At 68.9% G+C, this 23,661-nt stretch carries 20 protein-coding genes and 1 tRNA gene; 18 read left to right on the top strand and 3 right to left on the bottom strand.

Annotated elements, in window-relative coordinates; translation table 11 throughout:
- Positions 1-22 precede the first annotated feature (22 nt).
- The 9 genes from QRN49_RS16615 to QRN49_RS16575 all read left to right on the top strand — a co-directional run bounded on the left by QRN49_RS16615 (position 23) and on the right by QRN49_RS16575 (position 9,538).
- The gene (locus QRN49_RS16615) at positions 23-898 is read left to right on the top strand and encodes a ParA family protein (RefSeq protein ID WP_017885900.1); all 876 of its coding nucleotides are present in this window, start codon (positions 23-25) and stop codon (positions 896-898) included.
- A complete protein-coding gene (locus QRN49_RS16610; RefSeq protein ID WP_171907825.1) occupies positions 882-1,685 on the top strand; it encodes a segregation and condensation protein A in 804 nt (267 codons plus the stop codon). Before QRN49_RS16615 ends, QRN49_RS16610 begins: the two co-directional genes overlap by 17 nt.
- Positions 1,675-2,364: an SMC-Scp complex subunit ScpB gene (gene scpB / locus QRN49_RS16605; RefSeq protein WP_228516047.1), complete on the top strand. Its 690-nt coding sequence runs from the start codon at positions 1,675-1,677 to the stop codon at positions 2,362-2,364. Before QRN49_RS16610 ends, scpB begins: the two co-directional genes overlap by 11 nt.
- 1,276 nt (positions 2,365-3,640) lie before the next feature.
- Positions 3,641-4,429: a pseudouridine synthase gene (locus QRN49_RS16600; protein ID WP_231495626.1), complete on the top strand. Its 789-nt coding sequence runs from the start codon at positions 3,641-3,643 to the stop codon at positions 4,427-4,429.
- Between the two features lie 58 nt (positions 4,430-4,487).
- The gene (locus QRN49_RS16595) at positions 4,488-5,600 is read left to right on the top strand and encodes a prephenate dehydrogenase (protein WP_284756750.1); all 1,113 of its coding nucleotides are present in this window, start codon (positions 4,488-4,490) and stop codon (positions 5,598-5,600) included.
- Positions 5,601-5,794: 194 nt separating this feature from the next.
- Positions 5,795-6,490 carry a (d)CMP kinase gene (gene cmk / locus QRN49_RS16590; RefSeq protein ID WP_284756818.1) on the top strand — a complete coding sequence of 232 codons (696 nt, stop codon included), beginning with the start codon at positions 5,795-5,797 and terminating at the stop codon, positions 6,488-6,490.
- A 109-nt stretch (positions 6,491-6,599) separates the two neighbouring features.
- Complete coding sequence (der, locus tag QRN49_RS16585) at positions 6,600-8,120, top strand: ribosome biogenesis GTPase Der (RefSeq protein ID WP_071405612.1); 1,521 nt, start codon at positions 6,600-6,602, stop codon at positions 8,118-8,120.
- 114 nt (positions 8,121-8,234) lie between these two features.
- Positions 8,235-8,861: a hypothetical protein gene (locus QRN49_RS16580; protein ID WP_284756747.1), complete on the top strand. Its 627-nt coding sequence runs from the start codon at positions 8,235-8,237 to the stop codon at positions 8,859-8,861.
- Positions 8,862-9,016: 155 nt separating this feature from the next.
- On the top strand, positions 9,017-9,538 hold the full coding sequence (locus QRN49_RS16575; RefSeq protein WP_284756745.1) for a hypothetical protein: 522 nt from the start codon (positions 9,017-9,019) through the stop codon (positions 9,536-9,538).
- A gap of 97 nt (positions 9,539-9,635) precedes the next feature.
- Here QRN49_RS16575 and QRN49_RS16570 read toward each other — a convergent pair whose 3' ends face one another.
- A complete protein-coding gene (locus QRN49_RS16570) occupies positions 9,636-11,765 on the bottom strand; it encodes a RecQ family ATP-dependent DNA helicase (RefSeq protein ID WP_284756743.1) in 2,130 nt (709 codons plus the stop codon).
- A 65-nt stretch (positions 11,766-11,830) separates the two neighbouring features.
- Positions 11,831-13,306: a hypothetical protein gene (locus QRN49_RS16565; RefSeq protein ID WP_284756741.1), complete on the bottom strand. Its 1,476-nt coding sequence runs from the start codon at positions 13,304-13,306 to the stop codon at positions 11,831-11,833.
- Positions 13,307-13,376: 70 nt separating this feature from the next.
- On the opposite strand from QRN49_RS16565, the gene QRN49_RS16560 reads away from it, so the two are divergent.
- From QRN49_RS16560 to QRN49_RS17965, 7 genes are all read left to right on the top strand, one after another.
- Entirely contained in the window at positions 13,377-14,207 is an 831-nt protein-coding gene (locus tag QRN49_RS16560) for an endonuclease/exonuclease/phosphatase family protein (protein WP_284756739.1), read from the top strand.
- Entirely contained in the window at positions 14,204-14,785 is a 582-nt protein-coding gene (locus QRN49_RS16555) for a DUF2238 domain-containing protein (protein ID WP_128781346.1), read from the top strand. The genes QRN49_RS16560 and QRN49_RS16555 overlap by 4 nt, the downstream gene beginning before the upstream one ends.
- Positions 14,786-14,922: 137 nt before the next feature.
- Positions 14,923-14,996, top strand: a tRNA-Pro gene (locus tag QRN49_RS16550).
- Between the two features lie 803 nt (positions 14,997-15,799).
- Positions 15,800-16,465, top strand: a complete 666-nt coding sequence (locus QRN49_RS16545) for a Hachiman antiphage defense system protein HamA (RefSeq protein ID WP_284756736.1) — start codon at positions 15,800-15,802, stop codon at positions 16,463-16,465.
- Positions 16,466-16,553: 88 nt separating this feature from the next.
- A complete protein-coding gene (locus QRN49_RS16540; protein ID WP_284756734.1) occupies positions 16,554-20,054 on the top strand; it encodes a DEAD/DEAH box helicase in 3,501 nt (1,166 codons plus the stop codon).
- Between the two features lie 270 nt (positions 20,055-20,324).
- Positions 20,325-20,555: an alpha-L-rhamnosidase-related protein gene (locus QRN49_RS17970; RefSeq protein WP_350309139.1), complete on the top strand. Its 231-nt coding sequence runs from the start codon at positions 20,325-20,327 to the stop codon at positions 20,553-20,555.
- Positions 20,450-20,860, top strand: a complete 411-nt coding sequence (locus QRN49_RS17965) for an alpha-L-rhamnosidase C-terminal domain-containing protein (protein ID WP_350309138.1) — start codon at positions 20,450-20,452, stop codon at positions 20,858-20,860. The genes QRN49_RS17970 and QRN49_RS17965 overlap by 106 nt, the downstream gene beginning before the upstream one ends.
- Positions 20,861-20,987: 127 nt before the next feature.
- Here QRN49_RS17965 and QRN49_RS16535 read toward each other — a convergent pair whose 3' ends face one another.
- Positions 20,988-21,497, bottom strand: coding sequence for a hypothetical protein (locus QRN49_RS16535; protein WP_284756732.1), 510 nt, complete (start codon positions 21,495-21,497; stop codon positions 20,988-20,990).
- An 80-nt stretch (positions 21,498-21,577) separates the two neighbouring features.
- Here QRN49_RS16535 and QRN49_RS16530 point away from each other — a divergent pair, with 80 nt between their 5' ends.
- Positions 21,578-22,735 (top strand): hypothetical protein, encoded by a 1,158-nt coding sequence (locus QRN49_RS16530; protein ID WP_284756730.1) that lies wholly within the window; start codon positions 21,578-21,580, stop codon positions 22,733-22,735.
- Positions 22,732-23,199, top strand: coding sequence for a hypothetical protein (locus QRN49_RS16525; protein WP_284756728.1), 468 nt, complete (start codon positions 22,732-22,734; stop codon positions 23,197-23,199). Before QRN49_RS16530 ends, QRN49_RS16525 begins: the two co-directional genes overlap by 4 nt.
- Positions 23,200-23,661: the final 462 nt, after the last annotated feature.

Here is a 23,661-nt window from a genome sequence, read left to right as displayed (position 1 = left end):
AGGTCGCCGGTACGATGACGGGGTGAGCCCGAACCCGACGACCAACCCCACCGGCGCGACCACCCACGGTCCGACGGGGCGTCCCGTCCGGGACTTCCCCGTGCCCGAGGAGCTCGACAGCACCGGGCCCGCCCGCATCATCGCGCTCTGCAACCAGAAGGGCGGCGTCGGCAAGACCACGACCGCCATCAACCTGGGTGCCGCGCTCGCGGAGTACGGCCGCAAGGTCCTGGCCGTGGACTTCGACCCGCAGGGCGCGCTGTCCGCCGGCCTCGGGGTCCGGACGCACGACATCCACACCGTGTACGACCTGCTCATGGGCGCCGTGAAGGACCCGAACCAGGTCATCCAGCCGACGAACACCCCCGGCCTCGACGTCATCCCGGCGAACATCGACCTGTCCGCGGCCGAGGTGCACCTGGTCAACGAGGTCGCCCGCGAGCAGATCCTGGCGAGCGTGCTGCGCAAGGTCGCGAACGACTACGACGTGATCCTGGTCGACTGCCAGCCGTCGCTCGGCCTGCTCACCGTGAACGCCCTGACCGCGGCACACGGCGTGCTCATCCCGCTCGAGTGCGAGTTCTTCGCGCTCCGCGGTGTCGCCCTGCTCATCGAGACGATCGACAAGGTGCGCGACCGCCTCAACCCGGCGCTCAAGCTCGACGGCATCCTGGCGACCATGTACGACTCGCGCACGCTGCACTCGCGCGAGGTCATGGAGCGGGTCGTCGACACCTTCGACGACCGCGTGCTCGACACCGTCATCGGCCGCACCGTGAAGTTCCCGGACGCCACGGTGTCCGCACGCCCGATCACGCAGACCGCGCCGGACCACCCTGCCGCCCACGCCTACCGGCAGCTCGCACGAGAGCTCGTCCAGCGTGGCGCCGTCGCCTGACGCGGGGTTCCGGGTCCGGCTCGCCAACTTCGACGGACCGTTCGACCTCCTGCTGTCGCTCATCACGAAGCACGAGCTCGACATCACCGAGGTGTCGCTCGGTGCCGTGACGGGGGAGTTCATCCAGTACGTCCGGCAGGCCGAGTCCGCCGACGAGCTCGACGAGGCCAGCGAGTTCCTGGTCGTCGCGGCGACGCTGCTCGACCTGAAGATCGTCGGGCTGCTGCCCCAGGGCGAGCTCGTGGACGCCGAGGACGTCGCCCTGCTCGAGGCCCGCGACCTGCTGTTCGCCCGACTGCTGCAGTACCGGGCGTTCAAGCAGGCCGCCGACTGGTTCGGGGAGCGCTGGGGCGTCGAGTCGCGCCGGCACGTCCGCAGCGTCCGACTCGAGGAGCGGTTCCGCGCGCGGACGCCGGAGCTCGTCTGGACCCTGTCGGTGCAGGACTTCGCCGCACTGGCCGCGCTGGCCTTCGCCCCGCGGGAGATCCCGACAGTCGGCCTCGACCACCTGCACGCCCCGCTCATCAGCATCCGCGAACAGGCCGCGATCGTCGTCTCGATCCTCCGCACCCGTGATGGTGAGGGCGTCTCGTTCCGTGAACTGGTCGCGGGCGTCGACCAGACGGGTATCGTGGTGGCTCGCTTCCTCGCGATCCTCGAGCTGTACCGGAACGCGTCGATCTCGTTCGAGCAGCTCGAGCCGCTCGGGGAGCTGACACTGCGGTGGACCGCCGAGGACTGGTCCGACGAGAGCCTCGCGAACCTGGGAGCCGACTATGACGGATGACGTGCACGACACGTCCAGCGCCGAACCCGGCGGCGCCGACGAGATGGCCGACGCCCGCGCGATCGAGCACGAGATCCACGAGCGCGCTGTGTCAGAGGCCCACCCGACCATTTCCATCGACCGCCAGCTCGAGGCCATCCTGATGATCGCCGACCAGCCGCAGTCGCTCGTCGCCCTCGGTGCTGCCGTCGGGTCGCCCGTCCCCGCCGTCCGCCAGGCGATCGAACGCCTGGTCGCCGACTTCGACGGCGTCGACGGCACGATCCGCCGTGGCTTCGAACTGCGCGAGGTCGGTGGCGGCTGGCGCTTCTACGTCCGCGCCGACCTGGACCCCGTGGTCGAGCAGTTCGTCGAGGCCGAGCGCCCCTCGCGGCTGTCGCAGGCCGCACTCGAGACCCTGGCGGTCGTCGCCTACAAGCAGCCGATCACCCGCTCGCAGATCGCTGCGATCCGCGCCGTCAACGTCGACGGCGTCGTCCGAACCCTGGTGGCACGCGGCCTCATCGAGGAGTCGTTCACCGACGCCGAGACCGGCGCCATCAACTACGTCACGTCCGACCTGCTCCTGCAGCAGCTCGGCATCAACTCGCTCGACGAGCTGCCGCTCATCTCGCCCCTCCTGGACGACGGTGCGGACGGCTTCGAGCAGAACGAAGGGATCCCCGATGGCAGGGTTTGACGACCGGGGGCGCGGCGCGCCCCGAGACCGAGACGACCGCAACGGACGCTCGGGAGGCCCGGACCGCTCCGGCCGCCCGGCCGGCGGACGCGGCGGGGCCGGTTCCAGTGCCGGTGGCCGCTCCGGCGGGTACGGTCGGGACGACCGCGGGGGCGCACGCCCGCCGCGTGACGACGACCGCCGTGGCGGGTACCCGTCGCGTGACGACCGCGGCGGCGACCGTGGTGGGTACCGCGGGGCCTCCGCTCCGCGTGACGATCGTGGTGGCTACCGGGGTCGGGACGACCGTTCCGGTGGCGGCGACCGTGGTGGGTACCGCGGCAACTCCGCTCCGCGTGACGACCGTGGTGGCTACCGGGGCCGTGACGACCGTGGGGCTTCCGCGCCGCGCGACGACCGCGGTGGCGACCGTGGTGGCTACCGCGGCAACTCGGCTCCGCGTGACGACCGTGGTGGGTACCGCGGTCGCGACGACCGATCCGGTGGTGGCGACCGTGGTGGCTACCGTGGCAACTCGGCTCCGCGTGACGACCGCGGTGGGTACCGCGGACGTGACGATCGCGGTGGGTCCGCTCCGCGCGACGACCGTGGTGGCTACCGGGGCTCCGCTCCTCGTGACGACCGTGGTGGCTACCGGGGTCGCGACGACCGTGGGAGCTCGGCGCCCCGCGATGACCGTGGCGGCTACCGCGGCAACTCGGCTCCGCGCGACGACCGTGGTGGCTACCGCGGCCGTGACGACCGTGGGGCTCCGGCCCCGCGCGATGACCGTGGCGGCTACCGGGGTCGCGACGACCGTTCCGGTGGCGGTGACCGTGGTGGGTACCGCGGCAACTCCGCTCCGCGTGACGACCGCGGTGGCTACCGCGGACGTGACGACCGTGCTGCTTCGGCACCGCGCGACGACCGTGGCGGGTACCGGGGTCGCGACGACCGCAGCTCGGCACCGCGTGACGACCGTGGTGGGTACCGCGGCCGTGACGACCGTGGCAGCTCCGCTCCCCGCGACGACCGGCGCGACGACCGCGGCCGCGACGACCGCCGCACGCCGGACGGCCAGCAGAGCCGCGTCTGGCACAACGGCCGCCGCTACGTCGGCGGCACCACGAGCGTCCGCAACAGCGACCGCACCACGCCGAAGCCGAGCGGGCAGCGCGACGACCGGGGCAACCCGGCCGAGGGCACGCCCGAACGGCCGATCATCGAGGACTGGGACGCGGCGGACGGAACGGCGCCTGCCGGGGCCGAGCCGAGCCTCCAGGCAGAGGGTGAGCGCCTGCAGAAGGTGATCGCCGCTGCCGGCGTCGCATCCCGCCGGGTCGCGGAGAACCTGATCGTCGAGGGCCGCGTGACGGTCAACGGCGAGGTCGTGGACGCCCTCGGGCGTCGCGTCGACCCCGAGAAGGACGCGATCAGCGTCGACGGCGTGCCCGTGCAGATCGACTCGTCGCGGCGCTACATCGTGCTGAACAAGCCGACCGGTGTCGTCTCGAGCCTGCAGGACGAGCGCGGTCGCCGCGACCTGACCGAGTTCGTGGACCGCTACGAGGAGCGCCTGTTCAACGTCGGCCGTCTCGACACCGAGACCTCCGGGCTGCTCGTCCTGACGAACGACGGCGACCTGGCACACGTGCTGGCGCACCCGTCGTTCGGCGTGCAGAAGACGTACATCGCGAAGGTCCACGGCAACGTGAACCCTGCCGTCGTGCAGCGCCTGACCGAGGGCGTCGAGCTCGAGGACGGTCCGATCAAGGCCGACAAGGTGCGGTTGCTCGAGTCCTCGCGGGGTGAGTCGCTCGTCGAGATCACGCTGCACTCCGGCCGCAACCGCATCGTCCGTCGCATGCTCGAGGCCGTCGACCACCCGGTCCTCGAACTCGTCCGCCGGTCGTTCGGACCGCTGCACCTGGGCAGCCTGCCGCCGGGCAAGATGCGCGAGCTCGGCACGGTCGAGGTCGGCAAGCTGCTCAGCACCGTCCGTGACGCGAAGCCGTCCGCTCGTGACGACCGCGACGTCGCGCTCGACCAGGACGACGACGAGTACGAGGACGAGTCGGCGGACTGACCGACCCCGGGGCCCGGGCATCGACCGATGCCCGGGCCTCGATCGGTAGGCTTGCCCGGTGACCGACGTGACCCCGACCGACATCGACCGCCGTCTGCGCGGCCCGGTCCGGATCGTCGGTGCCGGGTTGCTCGGTGCCTCGATCGGTCTCGCCCTGCGTGAGAAGGGCGTCGACGTCGTCCTCGACGACGTCTCGCCCGCCGCGCTGGCGCTCGCCGTGGACTACGGTGCCGGGCGTCGACCGGCCGCCGGCGACCAGCCGGAGCTCATCGTCGTCGCGGTGCCGCCGGACGTCGTCGCGACGGTGGTCGAGCGTGAGCTCGCCGCCCATCCCGACGCCGTGGTGACCGACGTCGCCAGCGTGAAGTCCGGGCCGCTCGCAGCCCTGGTGGGGGCCGGGGCCGACGTCTCCCGCTACATCGGGTCGCACCCGATGGCCGGACGCGAGCGCAGCGGTCCGACCGCCGCCCGCGCCGACCTGTTCGTCGGTCGCCCGTGGGTGATCGCCGGGCACGACGGCATCACGTACCAGCGCGCCGCGGTGGTCGAGGACCTCGCGCTCGACGTCGGCGCCACCGTCGTGCCGATGGACCCCGAGTCGCACGACCTCGCCGTCGCGTACGTCTCGCACGCGCCGCAGCTCGTGTCCACGCTGATGGCCTCGCGCCTGCGGGACGCCCCCGACGGGTCGCTCGGCCTGGCCGGCGGCGGCGTGCGCGACGTCACCCGGATCGCCGCGAGCGACCCGGGGCTCTGGGTGCAGATCATCGGGGCGAACGCCGGGCACATCCGGCCGGTGCTCACCGACCTGCGCGACGACCTGTCCCGCGTGATCGACGCCCTCGGCGACCCGGACGGTGCCGGATCGCCGCGCACCATCGCAGAGACGATCGCCGACGGCAACCGCGGGGTCGAACGGCTCCCCGGCAAGCACGGCACCACCAAGCGCTTCGCCCAGGTGGTCGTCCTGGTCGACGACACCCCCGGGCAGATCGCCGCACTCCTGACGTTCATCGGGGAGATCGGCATCAACCTCGAGGACATGCGCCTCGAGCACTCACCGGGCGCACAGATCGGCATCGTCGAGGTGTCGGTGCTGCCCGAGCAGGAACAGCGACTCGTCGAGGAACTCGAGGGGCGCGGATGGAGGATCGCAGCAGCATGGGCCTGAACGACGACACGAACGCAGCGACGAACGACTCCGGTGTGACCGGCGGACCGGACGGGCCCGACACCGGCCTCCCGACCCCGGGCCAGGGCGGTGCCGGCGGCCCGCTCAGCGGCAGCGGCGACGGCGGCGCACTCGGGGGCCCGGCCGGCGGCCTCGGCGAACCCGGCGGGGAGCCCGGCTCGACCAGCGCCCCGATGCCGTCCGGCCTGGCCGACGGCGCCTACGTGGCGAAGATCGTCATCGCGGTCGACGGTCCCGCCGGCAGCGGCAAGTCGAGCGTCTCCCGTGCGGCCGCCCGCGCCCTGGGCTACGGCTACCAGGACACCGGCGCCGCCTACCGTGCACTCGCGTGGCACGCCCTGCAGCAGCAGGTCGACCTCGACGACGCCGCGGCGATCCTGGCGAGCTGGGACACCTTCGACTACGCCATCGGCACCGACCCCGACGACTACTACGTCAAGGTGGGGGAGACCGACGTGACCGAGGCCATCCGCACCCCCGACGTCACCGACGCGGTCGCCCACATCGCGAAGCTCCCGGACGTCCGGAAGCGGCTGGTCCAGCTGTTCCGCACCGTCATGCGGAAGACCGACGCCCCGGGCATCATCACCGAGGGCCGGGACATCACCACGGTCGTCGCACCCGACGCCGAGGTCCGGATCCTGCTGACGGCCGACGAGTCCGTTAGAATGGCCCGACGCTCGGCAGAGGTCACGACCCAGTCGGCCGCCGAGACCTCCGCAGCACTCGCTCGTCGCGACGCGGCGGACGCGAAGGTCGTCGACTTCATGAACGCCGCCGACGGCGTCACGACGCTCGACTCCACCGACCTCGACTTCGACCAGACCGTGCAGGCGGTCGTCGACCTGGCCCGCGCGGCCACGCACTGACGCACGACCGGACGGCCTCGGCCGCCTGGTCACACCACGGCCGGACCCCCGGCCCCGGCCGGCAACGGCCACCGACACCGCGGCCCCGGCCGCTCGCGAGGAACCCAAGATGGCTCAGCTGGACAACCCGGACAACGACGACTTCCCCCGGTACGACGACGCCCTCGGCGAGCGGCTCGCCGGACTCGACGAGGCCGAGGCCGAGCAGCGCGCGACCGCGCTCCGCGCCGGACTCGAGGAGTACGACCTCGAGGACGAGGACCTCGCCCTGCTCGAAGCCGGTCAGGTCGGCGAGGACGGCGTCCACTACCTGCCCGCCTACCCGGTGCTCGCGATCGTCGGCCGCCCGAACGTCGGCAAGTCCGCGCTCGTCAACCGCATCCTCGGTCGTCGTGAGGCCGTCGTGCAGGACGTCCCCGGCGTCACCCGCGACCGTGTCAGCTACAAGGCCGACTGGAACGACAAGCGCTTCACGCTCGTCGACACCGGCGGCTGGGAGCCCGGCGCCGAGGGCATCAACGCCTCCGTCGCCGCGCAGGCCGAGGTCGCGATCGACCTCGCCGACGCCGTGCTGTTCGTCGTGGACGTCACGGTCGGCATCACCGCCACCGACGAGCACGTCGTCAAGATGCTCCGCGGCACCGACCGCCCCGTCATCGTCGTCGCGAACAAGGCCGACGACGAGCGCCGTGAACTCGACGCCTACGAACTCTGGAACCTGGGTCTCGGCGAGCCGCACCCGGTGTCGGCCCTGCACGGCCGTGGCGTCGCGGACCTGCTCGACCTGATCATCAAGACGCTGCCCGACACCTCGGCCGTCGCCAAGCAAGAGGTCGGTGGCCCCCGCCGCGTGGCCATCCTCGGCCGCCCGAACGTCGGCAAGAGCTCGCTGCTCAACAAGGCCGCCGGTGAAGAGCGGGTCGTCGTGAACGACATCGCCGGCACCACCCGCGACCCGGTGGACGAGCAGATCGAGCTCGGCGGCAAGGTGTGGCGCTTCGTCGACACCGCCGGCATCCGGAAGCGCGTCCACATGCAGCAGGGCGCCGACTTCTACGCCTCGCTCCGCACCACGGCCGCGCTCGAGAAGGCCGAGGTCGCCGTCGTCGTCCTCGACGTCACCGAGCCGGTGTCCGTGCAGGACCTCCGAATCATCGACCTCGTCCTCGAGTCCGGCCGTGCCCTCGTGCTGGCCTACAACAAGTGGGACCTGCTCGACGACGAGCGACGCCGCTACCTGGAGCGCGAGATCGAGCAGGACCTGGCGCACGTCGCCTGGGCCCCGCGCGTGAACATCTCCGCCCGCACCGGCCGCCACCTCGAGAAGCTCGTGCCGGCGCTCGAGACCGCCCTCGAGTCGTGGGACACCCGCATCCCGACCGGCAAGGTCAACGCCTTCATCGCCGAGCTCGTGCAGGAACACCCCCACCCCGTGCGCGGCGGCAAGCAGCCCCGCATCCTGTTCGGGACCCAGGCGTCGAGCCAGCCGCCGACCTTCGTGCTCTTCACGTCGGCGTTCCTCGACCCGCAGTACCGACGCTTTATCACGCGTCGACTCCGCGAGGTCTGGGGCTTCTCCGGCACGCCGATCAACGTCAACATGCGGGTGCGCGAGCGCCGGAAGCGCTGAGCCCTCCCACCCGTCACGCAGAACGCGCCTCGATCCGTCGGGGCGCGTTCTGCGTTCGCGTCCGGCCTGGAGGCCCGGAACCGGTCCGGCACGCCGGTGCGGCATCATGGGGGCGTGGGTACCGGGCCGTGGGCAGCGGACCGACGTCGGTTCGCCCTGGTGGGTGTCCTCGTCGGTGTGGCCGTCGTGGGTTCGGTGTCCCTGTGGACGATCTCGCACGCACCGGACGACGGCGACTCGGTCACCCGTGCCGACTCTGTGCCCTCCGAGCCGGCGCAGTCGCCCGACGTCCGACTGCCGCCGTCCAACGGCCTCGAGGAACCGATCGAGCCCGAACCCGTCCGGCCGGTCGACGGTTCGCCCATCGACCCGTGGTGGCGCCGCGTCCCGCCGGTCTCCGGTGACATCGTCGGCATCGGGGCCGCGGCCTCCGGGCACGTCCGGATCGCCGGGAACACGGGCGACGAGACCCTCGCGGTGGAGATCGACCACCTGGAGACCGGTGGGGACGGCCCGGTCGACGTCGTGCTGTCCGCGGGGACGGTGCGCGGTGGCTCGAAGCCGGTGTGGACGCCCGCCGGGGAGTCCTACGACCTGTTCCAGGCCGCCGGGGTCGAACAGGGGCTGACCGTCGTGCTCAGCGATCCGTGGTCACTGCCCGACGAGGTCCGTTCCCTGGTCCTGCTCGACGCCGACACCGGGACCGTGCTGGGTGGCGCGGCACTCGTCCCGTCGGACTGAGCGGGGCGCGGGTGGGCGGGGTTGGGGTTGGGGCGCGTTGCGCCGACGCAGAACGACGGTGTCGTGGTCGTCCGACGTCGACAGTGTCGTTCCGCATCGGTGCTCGTGGCTGTGCCGCGTCCGCCGCCACCGCCGGGATGGGGCACGATGTACTGGTGACGCAGCAGAACGACGGACTCGGTGTGCTCGCCGACCGCGTGTGGTGCCGTCTTCGGCTCGACCGGTTGGCCGGAGGTCGGCAGTCCGGGTACGTGATCCGCGAGGACATGCTCGAACACCCCGACACCGTCCGCTCGTTCCGGTGGATCCGGTGGCTGCTCGTCGCGGAGACCGTCGTCGGGCTCACCGCCATCGTGGTCGCCGTGCTGCTGACCCGCTCGGGGGACACCCTGTCGTGGGCAGTGTGGTTCCGCTCCACCGTGGTGCTGCTCATCACCCTGACGCTCTACGTGTTCGCCTGGCGGGCACAGCTCGGGTACTACTGGGCGTACCAGCGGCTGCGGTTGTTCAGCCGGATCTTCCCGATCGTGACGCTGATCGTCGCGGCGATCCCCGGGCTCTACCCGTTTTGGATGGTCATCGAGCAGATCCTGTTCTCGGTGCTCATGGTCGGCATCGGCGACGTGCTGACGAGCGACCACATGCGGGCGACGTTCCCGAAGCCCGCGCGGCGGTAGAGCTCCGGCGGCCGGCTTCGGACCGGATCTGCGACAGAACACGCGTCGATCGACACGTGGACTGTCGCAAAACAGATGTGGGGGCGGCGCGAGCGGGCTAGGCGACCGTGGCCAGCGCGAACGGGAGCACGGCGGAGGCGCCGGCGCGCCGGAGCTCCCGACCGGCGACGGTCATCGTCCACCGGCTGTCGACCAGGTCGTCGACGAGCAGCACCGGGCCCTCGTGTGCCTGCAGGGCGGTGGCGAGCGACGGATCGACCACGAAGGTGTCCCACACGCCGGACAACCGGTAGGCGCTGTTCGTCGCACCGTCGCCGCGAGGGGTCCCGCCGGCACGGCCGAGCGTGCCGAGGAACTGCAACCGCCCGATCGTGGACAGCGCCTGGGCGAGGGACCCCACCAGTTCGGGCCGTGACCGCGAGGACATCGCCACGACGCCGGTCGGCCGGGTCTCCCACGGCCAGTCCTTGAGTGCCCGGACACAACCGTCGACGAGCTCGCGCGAGATCGGGGCATCGGGCGTGGACGGCGAGAACAGTGCACGCAGAGGGCCACCCCAGCCGAGGTCGGTCAGACGCGCCACCGCACGGCCGGGCTGCACGAGCTCGTCCGGGCCGATCTTGCCCCGCACCGAGACGCCGAGCGACGACATCCCCGAGGGCCACTGGGCACGCGGGGCGATCTCGACGCCGACCTTGTCGAGTGCGGCCGCGGCTCCGGACGAGTCGGTGTCGGACACGGCGGTCGGGAACCAGGCCCCGGCACAGTTGTCGCACCGGCCGCAGGGCTCGGCCGAGGGGTCGTCGAGGTCCTGCTGCAGCAGCTGCATGCGGCAGGCCGAGGTGGACTCGTAGTCGAGCATCGACGCGGCCTCGGCAGCACGGGCCGCGGCGACCCGCTCGTACCGGGGCGCGTCGTACTCCCACGGCTGCCCGGTCGACACCCAGCCGCCGGTGACGCGTCGGACGGCGCCGTCGACGTCGAGCACCTTGAGCAGGAGTTCGAGGGTGGAGCGCTTGATGTCGACCAGGCCCTCGAGCGCAACGGTCGACATCGCGGTGTCGGTGGACAGGGCGCCGAGCACGGCGGCGGCGCGGGCTTCGGTCGGCATCGAGGCGCTGGCGAAGTACTGCCAGATCTCGCGGTCCTCACGCCCGGGCAGGAGCAGGACGTCGGCGTTGTCGGTCGCACGACCCGCACGACCGATCTGCTGGTAGTAGGCGACGGGCGACGAGGGTGCTCCGACGTGCACGACGAACCCGAGGTCGGGCTTGTCGAACCCCATGCCGAGCGCACTCGTGGCGACCAGGGCCTTCAGCTCGTTGCCCTTGAGCTGCTGTTCGAGCTGTTCGCGCTCGTCGGTGTCGGTGCGCCCCGTGTAGGCGCGGACGGCGTACCCGTTGTCGCGCAGCAGCCGGGCGATGTCCTCGGCCGCCGAGACGGTGAGCGTGTAGATGATGCCGCTGCCGGGCAGGTCACCCAGGTGCGCGAGGAGCCACCCCAACCGCTGCCGGGCATCGGGCAGCGTCAGGACGCCGAGGCGCAGGGATTTGCGAGCCAGGGACCCACGGATGGTGAACACCGGGTCGGCCGGACCGGCGGTGAGCTGTTCGGCGACGTCCTCGACCACGCGCTCGTTCGCCGTCGCGGTGGTCGCCAGGACGGGGACGCCGTGGGGGAGCGACCGGATGAGCTCGGCCAGTCGGCGGTAGTCCGGCCGGAAGTCGTGGCCCCAGTCCGAGATGCAGTGCGCTTCGTCGACCACGAGCATGCCCATCCGGGCGATCAGGGTCGGCATCTGCTCGTCGCGGAACTTCGGGTTGTTCAGGCGCTCGGGGGAGACGAGGAGCACGTCGACCTCGTCACGGGCGAGGGCTGCCTGGGTCTCGCCCCACTCGTGGGCGTTCGCGGAGTTGATCGACACCGCGCGGACCCCGGCCCGCGCGGCGGCGGCGACCTGGTCGCGCATCAGGGCGAGCAGCGGCGACACCAGCACCGTCGGGCCGCCCCCGCGTCGGCGCAGCAGCAGCGTCGCGAGGAAGTACACCGCGGACTTGCCCCACCCGGTGCGCTGCACGACCAGGGCGCGCTGCCGGTGCTCGACCAGCGCCGAGATGGCCTCGAGCTGGCCGGGGTGGAACACCGCGTCGGGGCGCCCCGTGAGCGCAGCGAGCGCCTGCTGCGCCTCGGCGGCGATGTCTGCAGAAGGCGGGGCGGTGGTTTCCATGCCCCCATGCTGTCAGCACCGACCGACGTAACGCAGGTCGCGCCTCCAGGCTGTGGAGAAGCTCCCTACTGGTAGGTGACCAACGACGGTGTCGGCTGCACGTCCTGCATGGTCTGCGCGGGCGTCAGCATGGGCGTGTCCTCGTCGTAGAAGTTCTTCCAGCCCCAGTGCAACCCCTCCGGCGCGCCCTGGTGCAGTGCCTTCCACGTCGCCTGCTTGGCCGGCTGCGACCCCTGCCCGTCGACGTGCACGAGCATGTCGAGCTCCGGGTGGGTCTGCAGCGCTGAGCGGTCCTGGATCATCGACAGCCGGAACTGGTGCAGCACCAGGGCCTTCGGCGGCAGCCCCTCCTTCTGCACGAGCGCAGCCAGCCACGAGGAGACCTCGTTCACCTCGGACGCCGAGACACTCCCGATCTGCTCGAGCGGCACCTGGTCCTTCGTCAGCCGCCACTCCGGGTCGAGCGCCAGCCAGACGCCCGGCTTCTTCAGCAGCGACTCGTACTTCTTGGCCTGCGACAGGAAGTCCGACCGCCCGGGCTGCAGGTCGATGATGACCGGCATGTCCGCGTCGTGGGCGGCCTCGACGTAGGGCTCGAGCGTCGACACCGGCAGCTCGGTCGAGTAGTCGCCGTCGGCTCCGGCGTCCCCGGCGGCGACGGTCGCGATGACCTCCATCGCGGGCGTCACGAGCTCGTCGGACTCCGCCCGGTACGGCTTCGCGACCTGCTCGGCACGCTGCACGGTCTCCTTCGGCCCCTGCTCGCCGAGCACGCCCAGCGCCGGCGCCCCGGGAGCCCCGTACAGCGCGACGTACCGGTGCCCGTCGAACGGTCGCTGGCCGCCGTTCCGCAGCTGGAACCCGCCCTCGGCAGCCCGGACCGTCCACTCCGGGTCCGGGAGGGCCTCGAACGCCGCACCGACCAGGACGGTCGGGTGCTTCGCCCGTTCGTGCAGCGCCGTCACCACGTCGGGTGCGGCAGCCGGGTCGGTCACGCCCTCCGGCATGGTCACGACGCGAGCGCCGGCGGCCTTCGCGGTCGCCACGGCAGCAGCGTCCGCACTCGCGTCCGCCACCACCACCGTCGCCTGCCGGGAGGCCCGGGTCGACTCCGGCGCGTCACCACCGTCCGGCGCCTGCCGCTGTTCGACGTCCGTGTCGACCGACACGTCGCCCTCGGCCTGGTACCAGTCGGCGCCGAGCCGGTCGAGTTCGCGGGCGACGGAAGCGCTCGTGTCCTTGGCCGTCAGCAGCACCGGGACGTGGGCGCTCGCCGCAGCCTTCGCCGCATCGTGGATGCCGTCGGTGTCGCCGGCCCGGGCGACGACCGCTCCCGGGGCACTCGCGAACAGCGCCTTGCTGACGCGGACCGAGCGGGCTGCGGCGTCCGAGGCATCGGCCACCGTGACGGTGTCGGCCGAGGCCTTCGCCAGGGTCGGGCGGCTCGTGTCCGGTCCGCTCGACGTGCACCCGGCGGCTCCGAGCAGCAGCCCGGAGACCGCGATCGCGATCAGGAGACGAGGGGTGGAACGAGAACGCATCGAGCCACCATACGAGCCAGACGGAGAGGTCCCTGGGAATCCGACGGGTGTCGTCTCGTAGAAGGGAGGCATGCCCCACCACCCCGACGACCGCCCGCTCATCGGACCGGTCCGGTCGCCCGAGGTGCACTGCATGACGCTCAACGTGCGTCGCCGCGTGCCGCGACAGCCGGCCCACCCGGATGCCTGGGATCGTCGCCGAGAGGCCGTGCTCGCGCTCGTCACGTCCGAAGCGCCGACCGTCCTCGCCGTCCAGGAGGCCCTGCCCGCGCAGGCAGACGACTTGACGTCCGGCCTCGGGTCGGGTTGGGAGCCCGTCCTGGCCGGGCGAGGAGCGCGTGGCGGTGGCGAACAGGTCGGCCTGTTCCTCGACCGCTCCCGCCTCGACGTCGTCGAGCGCCGTACCTGGGCGCTCTCCCGGACGCCGCACCGCCCCGGCTCGCGGTCGTGGGCGACGTCCTTCTCCCGGCACGCCGTCGGAGCCGTCGTCGACGACCGCGCGACGGGCATCCGGTTCCTGGCGATCGCCACCCACCTCGACGTCGCCTCGCCGTGGGCCCGGCTGCGGTCCGCCGAACTGCTCGGCCGGATCGTCCGGCAGCGCGGCCTGCCCGCCGTGGTCATGGCCGACTGGAACAGCCCCGCCGGTTCCGCACCTTGGCGAGCCCTGGCGGAGGCGGGTGTCGAGGACAGCTGGGGGCGGGCCTCCAGACAGGTGGGTGAGCCCTACGGGACGTACCCGCACTACGGGAGTCCGCGCGTTGGTGGCCGGCGGATCGACGGGGTGCTCGTGACCTCCGATGTGGAGGTGGAGCGCGTCGCGGTCGACGTGCGGCGGCCGGGCGGCGTGTGGCCGTCCGACCACGCCGCCGTGCACGCGGTCGTTCGGTGGGCGTCGTGATCGCCACGCTCGGACCGACGTTCCTGCGGCCGCGGTTCCTGGTGGCCGACGTGGTGCGGGCGCTGACGCTCGTGAGCGTCGTCGTGGCGACTGTCGGGTGGGGCGGGACGGCGTTCCCGGTCATGGCACTGGCGCTGCTCGGGGTCGTGGTGCCGCGGATGCTCGGGCTGCGGCCCGCCTTCGACGTGGCGGTGTGCGTGCTCGTGCTCCTCGCCGGGTGGTCGAGCGTGCTCGAGTGGTACACGACGGTCTTCCTGTGGGACAAGTTCATGCACGTCGTGCTGACGGGGCTGCTCGCGGCGGTGCTCTACGTCATCGGTGCCGACCTGCGTGCTGTGCCGGCGCCGCACGCCGAGCGCCGGGTGGTCGTCGCGGTGCTCGCGCTGTGTGCGGGACTCGCGGTCGGGGCGGTCTGGGAGATGGGGGAGTGGCTCGGGCACAACTTCGTCGACTCGAAGATCTTCGTCGGGTACGACGACACGATCGGGGACCTGGCGGCGGACGGGTCCGGCGGGTTGCTCGTCGGGCTCGGGTTGCCGTGGTTGGCAGCGCGGCGCGAGGTGGTGCGGCCGGGCTGAGCGTGTCGTTCGGGTCGTGTTGCTCCGACTCGCCGTGGCACGGAGGGGGTCTGACGTCCGCTATGCTGGACCGGTCGCTCGCGCTCCGGTCGGACGTGGGCGAGGATCCTCCCGGATCCTGAGTTCTCCGGAACTCGCGGGCTGTGGCGCAGCTTGGTAGCGCACTTGACTGGGGGTCAAGGGGTCGCAGGTTCAAATCCTGTCAGCCCGACCGAAACGTGTCTGACACGACGACAGAAGCCCACCGAGGGTCTCGGTGGGCTTCTTCGTTCCTGTGCCTGTCGTGGGGTCGTCCGCATAGGGCTGCTTCATGGCGACGTTCAGCGGACCACCTATGTGCGACACGAGTCTGCTCGCGGATCGTCCGGGTCGAGCCCGAGTCCGAGTCGGACACCGAGGTCCGGAGGAGGACCGGCTACCGGCTATCGGCCAGCGGAACGCAGTTTGCCAGTACACAGCGAACAACCATCAAGGCGGCAAAGCTGGAGATTCGTCCCCGGCCAACGGGTGTGCGGGAAGTGTCGTTGACGCCGGCAAAATCTGACGACGCTCAGGCAGCGAACGTTGCCCAAATCAACCCTCCGGTGCAGAGCACCAGGCCTACCGTTGCGACGACGAGCGCCCAGGAGGATCGGCGCAAGCGATCCGCAGCTAATCGGTCTGCTTTGGCTCTCTGCTCGATGACCCAAATGTCCAGGGTCTGCTGAGCACCCCACGACACGTGGGGCCACCAACCTCTCGCAAGACGTTCTCAATCCTGCGGAGGTCATCGGCGGATGGGGTAGGAACTTCGTGCGCGTTACCGATTGCCTTCATATCTCATAGGATGCCGTCTTCCTTTCCCTCAGCGGTAGATCCGGGTCAGGCCCGAACGCACACGCTCACCCGGCTAGTCAACAAGCCCCGCAAGCCGACGGGTTCGGGTCGTACTGCCCCCTCGATCGAGCGCCAACATACATCGGAGACAAGGGGAAGATCGAAGTTCAGTAGCTGATCGTCTGTCACAATCGAGGGATGGCAACGCTTTCCTCGTGGACGACTTCCACGCGCGAGCCGCTGAGGCGACACGCGATGGTGCACTTGGCTGCCCCGCCAGCGACCATCGGGTCGGGGGTCGACTGGGCTGCGTCACAGATTCCGAACCAGTACACAGGTCCAGACCGCGTCGCAGCGATCCTCGCTGATCTGGGTAAGCCTGCTGCGGGCGAATACTTGGAAGGGAAGCTCCCTACAAGCAAGCGCACCCGCTCGGGCGACCTCGGAGAGATCATTGGAGCGGAGTACGCGACGGTTGAGCTGGGCTTTCGAGTCGTGGAACGCCTGCGGTGGAAGGATCACCGTGAGATGTCGATGCGTGGCGATGACCTAGTCGGGGTGCGCGCGGCCGCCAACGGGTCTCTCGAATTACTGAAAGGCGAAGCCAAGAGCCGCGCAAAACTTGGAACGTCGACGGTCTCAGACGCGGACCTCGCGCTCAGACGCGATCGGGGACGCCCATCGCCCCACGCTCTCAGCTTCGTTGCTGACCGACTCCACGACCTCGGTGAGCATGCGTTGGCGAACCTAGTCGACGACGCTCAACTGGCTACTGGGATCAGCCAACGGCAGGTGGTGCAACTGCTTTTCACCTTCACAGGCAACGACCCACGCAACCTGCTCCGGACAAATACGTCTGCATAGCGGGGCGGCGTAAAGCGCCTCGCCGTGGGTTTGCAGGTCTTAGGGCATCAAGCGTTCATAGCGAACGTCTACTCGAAAGCGATCGCCAATGCCTCAGACAGTTGAGGAAATTGAAGCCGCGGTCGAGGAGGCGACTACCCCCGGCTTTCGCGAACAGCTTCTGGCGCGAGGCGAAGCCAGATCGATGATCTGGCGTGATGGCGTCCTGCCTGAGGACGCGCCCGCATTCGATCAGCTGCTGAGCTACGACCTACTCTCCTACGGCTATTCGCTCCTAAGCCTGGGACTACGTCTCGTAGAGGCGAGTGGGTCGCAAAGCATCGCCCAACGCGCCTTCGAGGGCGCAGCCGCAGCCATCGAATCAGTCATCGCCAGAGGGCCCGCCTCGCGCGACCGGGGCTTTCACCGTGTCGTCGCGGCAGCCTCCTACCACCTCGGCAGCTACTCCGCGAGGGCATATTCGCTGCTTCAGACAGCGCTCGATTCCGGTGAAGTCACAATCGGCGAGCGATCCCTTATACACATCATTCGCAGAGAACTCGACACCCTGGCCGCGCTCATCCTGCGCCACCGCGACGAGGACGCGGCAGCAGACGCCAACCTGGTTGAAACCCTGCGCGGGCTCCTGGAGCCGACGAGCGATGAGGACCAGGACGACGACGCCGGCGACGCCGATGTGATCGACGTCGTCGACCTTGCACTGACGGACGCGTTCGTCGGTGCGCTCAGCATGGCGCTGCTTGCGTTCGAACGGGGCGAGCAAGCGCTGCTGGATGAGGCCCTGAGCACACTGCGGGTCGGTCTAGGAGCCGCCAAGGAGCTGAACATGGTTCCGCAGTGGTGGTGCCATCGACTTGCGATTCACCTACTCCGCGGCCTTTGGGAGGCCAGTTTCCACCGCCTGCTCCCGGACGGCCCCATCGACGGCGATGGTGGCGACTGGTCACGACTGCGTGCGACTTTCATCGCATCCCTCTTCCGGAGGCGACGCTCGGAGCTCGACCTGTGGCCGTCGCAGCTCGCCGCCGCAGAGCGGGTGCTGAACACCAATGAGAATCTGGTGTTGTCACTCCCGACGAGCGCCGGCAAGACCCGGATTGCCGAAATTTGCATCCTCGCGTGCCTAGCGGAGGGCCGGCGAGTTGTGTTCGTAACTCCTTTGCGGGCGCTCTCAGCTCAGACTGAAACGGCCCTGCAACGCACCTTCACCCCGCTAGGGAAGACCGTCACATCCCTCTACGGCGCGATCGGGGCCAGCAGCGCCGACGAGGATTTGCTGCGAGAGAGGGACATCGTCGTTGCCACTCCCGAGAAGCTCGACTTCGCCCTGCGCAACGACCCAACTCTCCTCGACGACGTAGGGCTTGTCGTCCTCGATGAGGGGCACATGATCGGGGCGGATGAACGTGAGGTTCGATACGAAGTTCAGGTACAGCGACTGCTGCGCCGTGAGGATGCGGCCAACAGACGAATCATCTGCCTCTCGGCGATCCTGCCCGACGGAGACGAAGTCGAGGACTTCGTCAACTGGCTCACCGATGACCAGCCCGACGGTCTCATCGCCAATTCGTGGCGGCCGACGAAGCTGCGCTATGGCGAAGTGATTTGGCAAGGCGACCGAGCCCGCCTGAGCATCATCGTGGGAGACGAGGAGCCCTTCGTGCCTCGGTTCTTCGAGCCCTTCGTTCCACCGATTGGTCGTAGGACGACGCCCTTTCCCAAGGATCAGCAGGAGCTGACGCTGGCTACCGCCTGGCGGCTCGTCGACGACGGGCAAAGCGTCCTGATCTTTTGCCCACAAAAGTCATCGGTAAATGCCTTTGCAAAAGTCATCATCGACCTACACGCGCGAGGAGCACTTGGGAGTGTCTTCGAAGGAGATCCGGGCGACCTCGCGTCGGCCATCACAATCGGAGAGGAGTGGTTGGGTCGAGACCACTCGATCCTCGCCTGTCTAAAACTCGGCGTGGCGATTCATCACGGATCGTTGCCAGCAGCATACCGACGAGAGGTTGAAAGGCTGCTACAGCGAGGAGTGCTTAAGATCACGGTCTCTTCACCGACTCTCGCTCAGGGACTCAATCTCTCAGCCAGCGCGCTCGTAATGTACAGCCTCTGGCGCAACGGGGAACTGATCAAGGCGTCTGAGTTCCGCAACGTCGTCGGCAGAGCCGGCCGGGCGTTCGTGGACTCCGTCGGACTCGTCGTCCATCCAATCTTCACAGACGAGACCCGGAGGAGGCGGAAGTGGAAGCAGCTGGTCGAGGACACTGCTCTGCGCGACATGGAGAGCGGCCTACTGCAACTGATGGTGAACCTGTTCGTCCGGATACAGCACAAGCACGGTCTCCCGGACCTGGACGCGCTGTTGGAATACGTCGCCGGCGTAGCGGCGTGGGATTACCCAGAAGTTGTGGACGAGAGCGTGAAGGAAGCCGAGCAGTCCCGAACTGCATGGCGCTCGCAGCTCGCTAGCCTCGACAACGCCCTCCTCAGTCTGCTCAACGATTCCGCGGTTGCGGAGGATGGACTCGAGGGGGCTCTCGATGACGTTCTCGCTTCGTCTCTATGGAACCGGAGCTTGGCTCGACGGCAGGAGCCAATTCAGACAGCGCTTCGAGCAGGCCTGACCGCGCGTGCACGCTTCCTCTGGAGCCAGTCAACCGCGGCACAGCGCCGAGGCTACTTCCTTGCTGGGGTCGGTCTCGAGACCGGACGCCAACTCGACGAGCACGCCACCATTCTGGAGCAGTACCTGCGCGACGCAGACGAAGGCATCCGAATCAGCGAGCCTGGTGCAGCAATCGATGCCCTAACGAGCTTCGCCAGGATCGCCTTCGGCATCCACCCATTCGCACCCCGCGCTCTTCCTCCACGTTGGGAAGGCGTCCTCGCTGGTTGGCTTCGCGGTGAGGACCCCTCGCAGATAGCGGGAGAGGAGGTCACGGACACCCTCGAATTCATTGAGAACTCGCTGGCCTACAGGCTGCCATGGGCGCTGGAAGCGGTGAGGGTCCGAGCGACCGCCCATGAAACGCCTATCGGCGATCTTTGGGCGCTCCTCATCGACGAACACGGACTCGCAGTTGCAGCGCTAGAGCCAGGCACGCTGAACCGCTCCGCCGCGCTGCTCATGCAGGCCGGATTCGCTTCCCGAGCCGGTGCTCTCGCCGCGGTCACGAGCGAAGGCGGCACCTTCACGACGGTGTCGGAGCTTCACCAGTGGATGAACTCGGAAGAGGTCCAGCGACGCGCAGACGACACGCACTGGCCGACTGTCTCATCTCACGATCTCTGGGTCGATTTTATCGGCAGTAGCACTGCGATACCGGAGAGAACCTGGATCAGCACGGTCGAAAATGCCGCGGTGACGTGGCTCCCCAGTCATCAACCGAGCAGTGGGACGCCATACCGGGCTTTGTCCCTCGCAAACGGGGAGACCATTCTCCAGGTCGCTGACGGTCGACGGGTCGGTCTGCTCGAGAAACCGCTCAATCCAAATCGGCGCGGCTTGCTCACTGTCACCGGGTCTAGCACTGCAAACGTCGTCGAACTTCGATATCAAGGCCCATCTGACCTTCACACATAGCGGTGTGACCTCTTGTTCTAACTGCGACGACGCACAGACGCCTACGAGGAGCCCGATCTGTTGAGTGAGGCCGGGTCGACGACCTGCCCGACAATCCCGAGGTGCCCCACCCCTGTTCGGCATCGCCTGCGGCGTAGTGCTCAACCAGGCTCGGGGCGCACGCCGGAGGTGGGAGCTGGCTGATCGCCTCCGCGGGCAAGCAAGACCTCGTGCCGGCCACAACGCCACCGGCCGACGAACATACCGCCGTCCGGGACGCCGTCGCACCTGGTGGAAGAGGCCGGAGGGCACCTGGGGACCGGTTTCCTCAGCACGCCTTCGCTGCTGTTTGTCCTGGCGGACAACGGTCGGGCTGACGTCGCGGCTCGCATCCTGCTGCAGACGACAACGCCATCGTGGATCTCTCAGATCGAACGTGGCGCCACTACGAGACATGGAAGGGGCACAACCGGAAGGGTGAGCCGCGCGACAGCCACAACCACTATGCCTACGGCGCTGTAGTCAACTTCCTCATCGAACGCCTTGTAGGCATCGCACCGAGCGAACCGGGCTTCGGCAGCATCGACATCCGTCCGACCCTCCTTCCCGGCATCAACCACGCAAAGGCAGCCGTCGGCACTCCGTTCGGGCCCGTCTCGTCCGGGTGGGAAGTCGACGGCGACAGCCTGCTGGCACGTGTCACCGTTCCGGAAGGAACAACGGCGCATCTGCAGTTGGGTAACGTCCAGGAGTCCCTCGAGCCGGGGACGGTGAGACCTCGCCAACGACGACGGTTGGGTCACCGACGTCCTGGCCCGTGGAAATGATCGAGCCATCGAGCTTGCGAAGCCACACTCTCGGAAGTGCGTGCAGCGATGGGGAGGAGTCACGCCAGCCGGGTGCCGCCATCAGCCCGACCATGACAGCATCTCCGGCGCCCGCTGACCGCTTCACTCAGGTCGAGGGAAGCTCTGTTGAACCTGGGGTAGCGGAAGCAGCGCTTGTGGCTACGCGGAGCGCCCGCTCAAACTCGGTTGCGGGAGCTTTCGCTCGCCACCTTACGACAGCGGTCGCGAGGACGCCGCACCCGTGCACGAGCTGCTCACCATGCGCCTGCGCGATCACGTCCCATGCGTCAGAGATCTGTTGGATAGGGGCTTGGTCGGTGGAGCGGGCACGCAGTTTGACCATCTCGATTGCGATCGACACTCGCCCAACATGCGGGTGAGGAGGCGGCCGGTCACCGCGGGCCCAGTTCGTCAACGACGATGTCTTTTGCCAAGCGTCCGTGTCAGCGGCGAGTTCGTCGATCCGCTGCAGCAGACGTTCGACGCTCGTGTCGAAGCCATCAGCGGTCGCAGCGCGCCGCTCAAGACGAAACGCGACCCATACGCCGAAGATGCCGATACCTGCGCCACAGACCGTCGCGAGCAATTGCGGGATGAACGTAGACCAGAACTCCACCCGACGAGGATAGGTGTCGCGGATCGTGACGAAGCAGAACTCGGACGCCCCCTCCGAGCAGTACGGCTAGCATGAGCGGCGTGCCGGACGAGAACCCCTCAGACCTCCGCCGCGTGCGGTTGCGGGGTGAACGGTTCGATGGGGGCCGGCTTCCGATCGCTTCGCTCGTCGAACTGCAGAAGTACCAGCAGATTGTCCAGATCGCGGCCGAGGCCGACTGGCGACGCGAGCATCCCGGAGAAGACCTCCCCGAGGACTTCGCAGAGAGCGTCGCCTTGGCGATCGAGCGCATCGAGGACGGCAGCGCTGATGTCTTCCTCGCGTACGAGCAGCAGCACGCGTACGTCCAGTATCAGGAGGACGCCCAGGAGGCTGCTGATGCGTTCCTCGCGGCTGCGTACTCCGACGCGCCACTACCGGCGCCGCCGCTGCTTGACCAGGCCGCGGACCGAGAATTCCGGGAAGCTCTTTCAAGCCTCGGCGCGAGTCTCCAGCCCGATCAGAGCATCGAGTTCTACCCGGTGTCGACACCGTCAGTGCCGATCACGATCTCCGTTGAAACGCGGGGCGCCGCCATAGAGAAGCTCCATCGGATGGAAGACTTTCTTGTCAGCGCCGACCAAGCACCGGTCGAGGGCGGGCTGCAGACGGTCGAAGCGAGCGTTGTCGGCCATGTCACAGCCATCAACGCTGCTCGGAAAGCGTTCGAGCTCACGCTTGACGGCGGGACGGTGCTGCCTGGCGTGTACCAGTCGGCTGACCTCCTCGAGGACCTCCGAGCGGTCGTCGACGATGCGGCGAACGGCCCGCTGACCCGCATCATCGGTGACCTACGGATGAGGAACGGCGAACCCTGGCGTTTCCGCCCGGCCACGGCGGTTGAACGCGTCCAGTTTGACGACACCGCATGGGGTCATCGCCTCACCCAGTTCGCTTCGCTTCGGCCCGGCTGGGATGGCGCTGACGCGGTTCAGATCTCCTCGGTCGCGCTCGACGGTGCGCAGACGCTGTTGCGCCGCATTGATGACGCGCGCCTTGATAGGCCCGGGGTGTTCCCCACCGAGGAAGGCGGGGTGCTCGCCGAGTGGGGTTCATCTGCCGCGGTGTCGAGCGTCGAAGTACTTCCGGATGGCTCGTTTGAGCTCTTCGCCGTGCAGCGCGGGGTACGCACCGGTGTGCACCGAGTGACGATCAACTTGGCGGAGGCATTCCAGTTCGTCCAGGAGTTGCACTCATGATCGGGACGGCTGTAGAGCTGCTCGATGGCGAGCAACTCATGAGCGACGCAGACGAGTTGGCGTATCGGCAGATCGCGCCCTACATGCTCGTCGACGACGGGCGGATCGCCACGTCAGCATTCGGCCCGAACTCCTCCGACCACAACATGCCCTCCTACTCACGTTCCTCGATCGTCACCGCGCAAGCGGCGCGAGACTGGTTCGACCAGAACGCTGCGAGCGAGTCACAGGGCGTGTGGGGCGTCACCGTTGGGGAAGTCATCGCAGCTAATCGTCATGTGGTCGACGACTCCGCGTGCGCCCTGCCTGCCGGCACGGTACGAGCTCCTGGCCACTGCTTCGTCGACTTCCGCGGACTGACGAAGCCGGAGCGCAAAGAACTCCGTGCGCAGCTCTACATGCGCGCCATCGAACGGGGCGAGATCCCGACGGAACGCACACCGGAGATGAATCAGCTCTTCTAAGCCCTCATCCGCGCTGAACGCTGCGGCTCAGCCGGTGGATTAGTCGCTGTCGAGGCCGGAACGCGCGCCCACGTCACTCCCGCGGCGATCACCCTCGCAACCCGCTTATCGCGGCAGCGGTTGCCCAATGACGCGCAACCTGGCAACTAGGACGGTACGCTCGTTTCTATGAGCGAAAAGCGGCGACGGCGGGAAATCTACCCCTCGGCGTCCGGGCGGCGGGTGGTGGACAGCCTGACGTGGCCCGTCGCGATCCGTCTTCCAGCGCGAGCGAGTGTCTGGTCCCATGAAACTTCACGGCGGCTCATTGTTCGAATGTCGAGACCTGCAGCGACGGCGTGGCTCCTGATGGACCTTCACACCCGTGAACGGTTGCTGCAGGTGAATGGAGTCGGACCCGGCGGCCGTCACCTGGTGGTCGCCCTTCGTCGGCTCGCACATGATCGAGATCAGTTCGATCTC

The sequence above is a fragment of the Curtobacterium sp. ME-Dv--P-122a genome, assembly GCF_030209645.1.
GTDB classification, from domain to species: domain Bacteria; phylum Actinomycetota; class Actinomycetes; order Actinomycetales; family Microbacteriaceae; genus Curtobacterium; species Curtobacterium flaccumfaciens.
The sequence above is the reverse complement of the archived record's forward strand: the minus strand, read 5'-3'. Positions and strand labels throughout refer to the sequence as shown.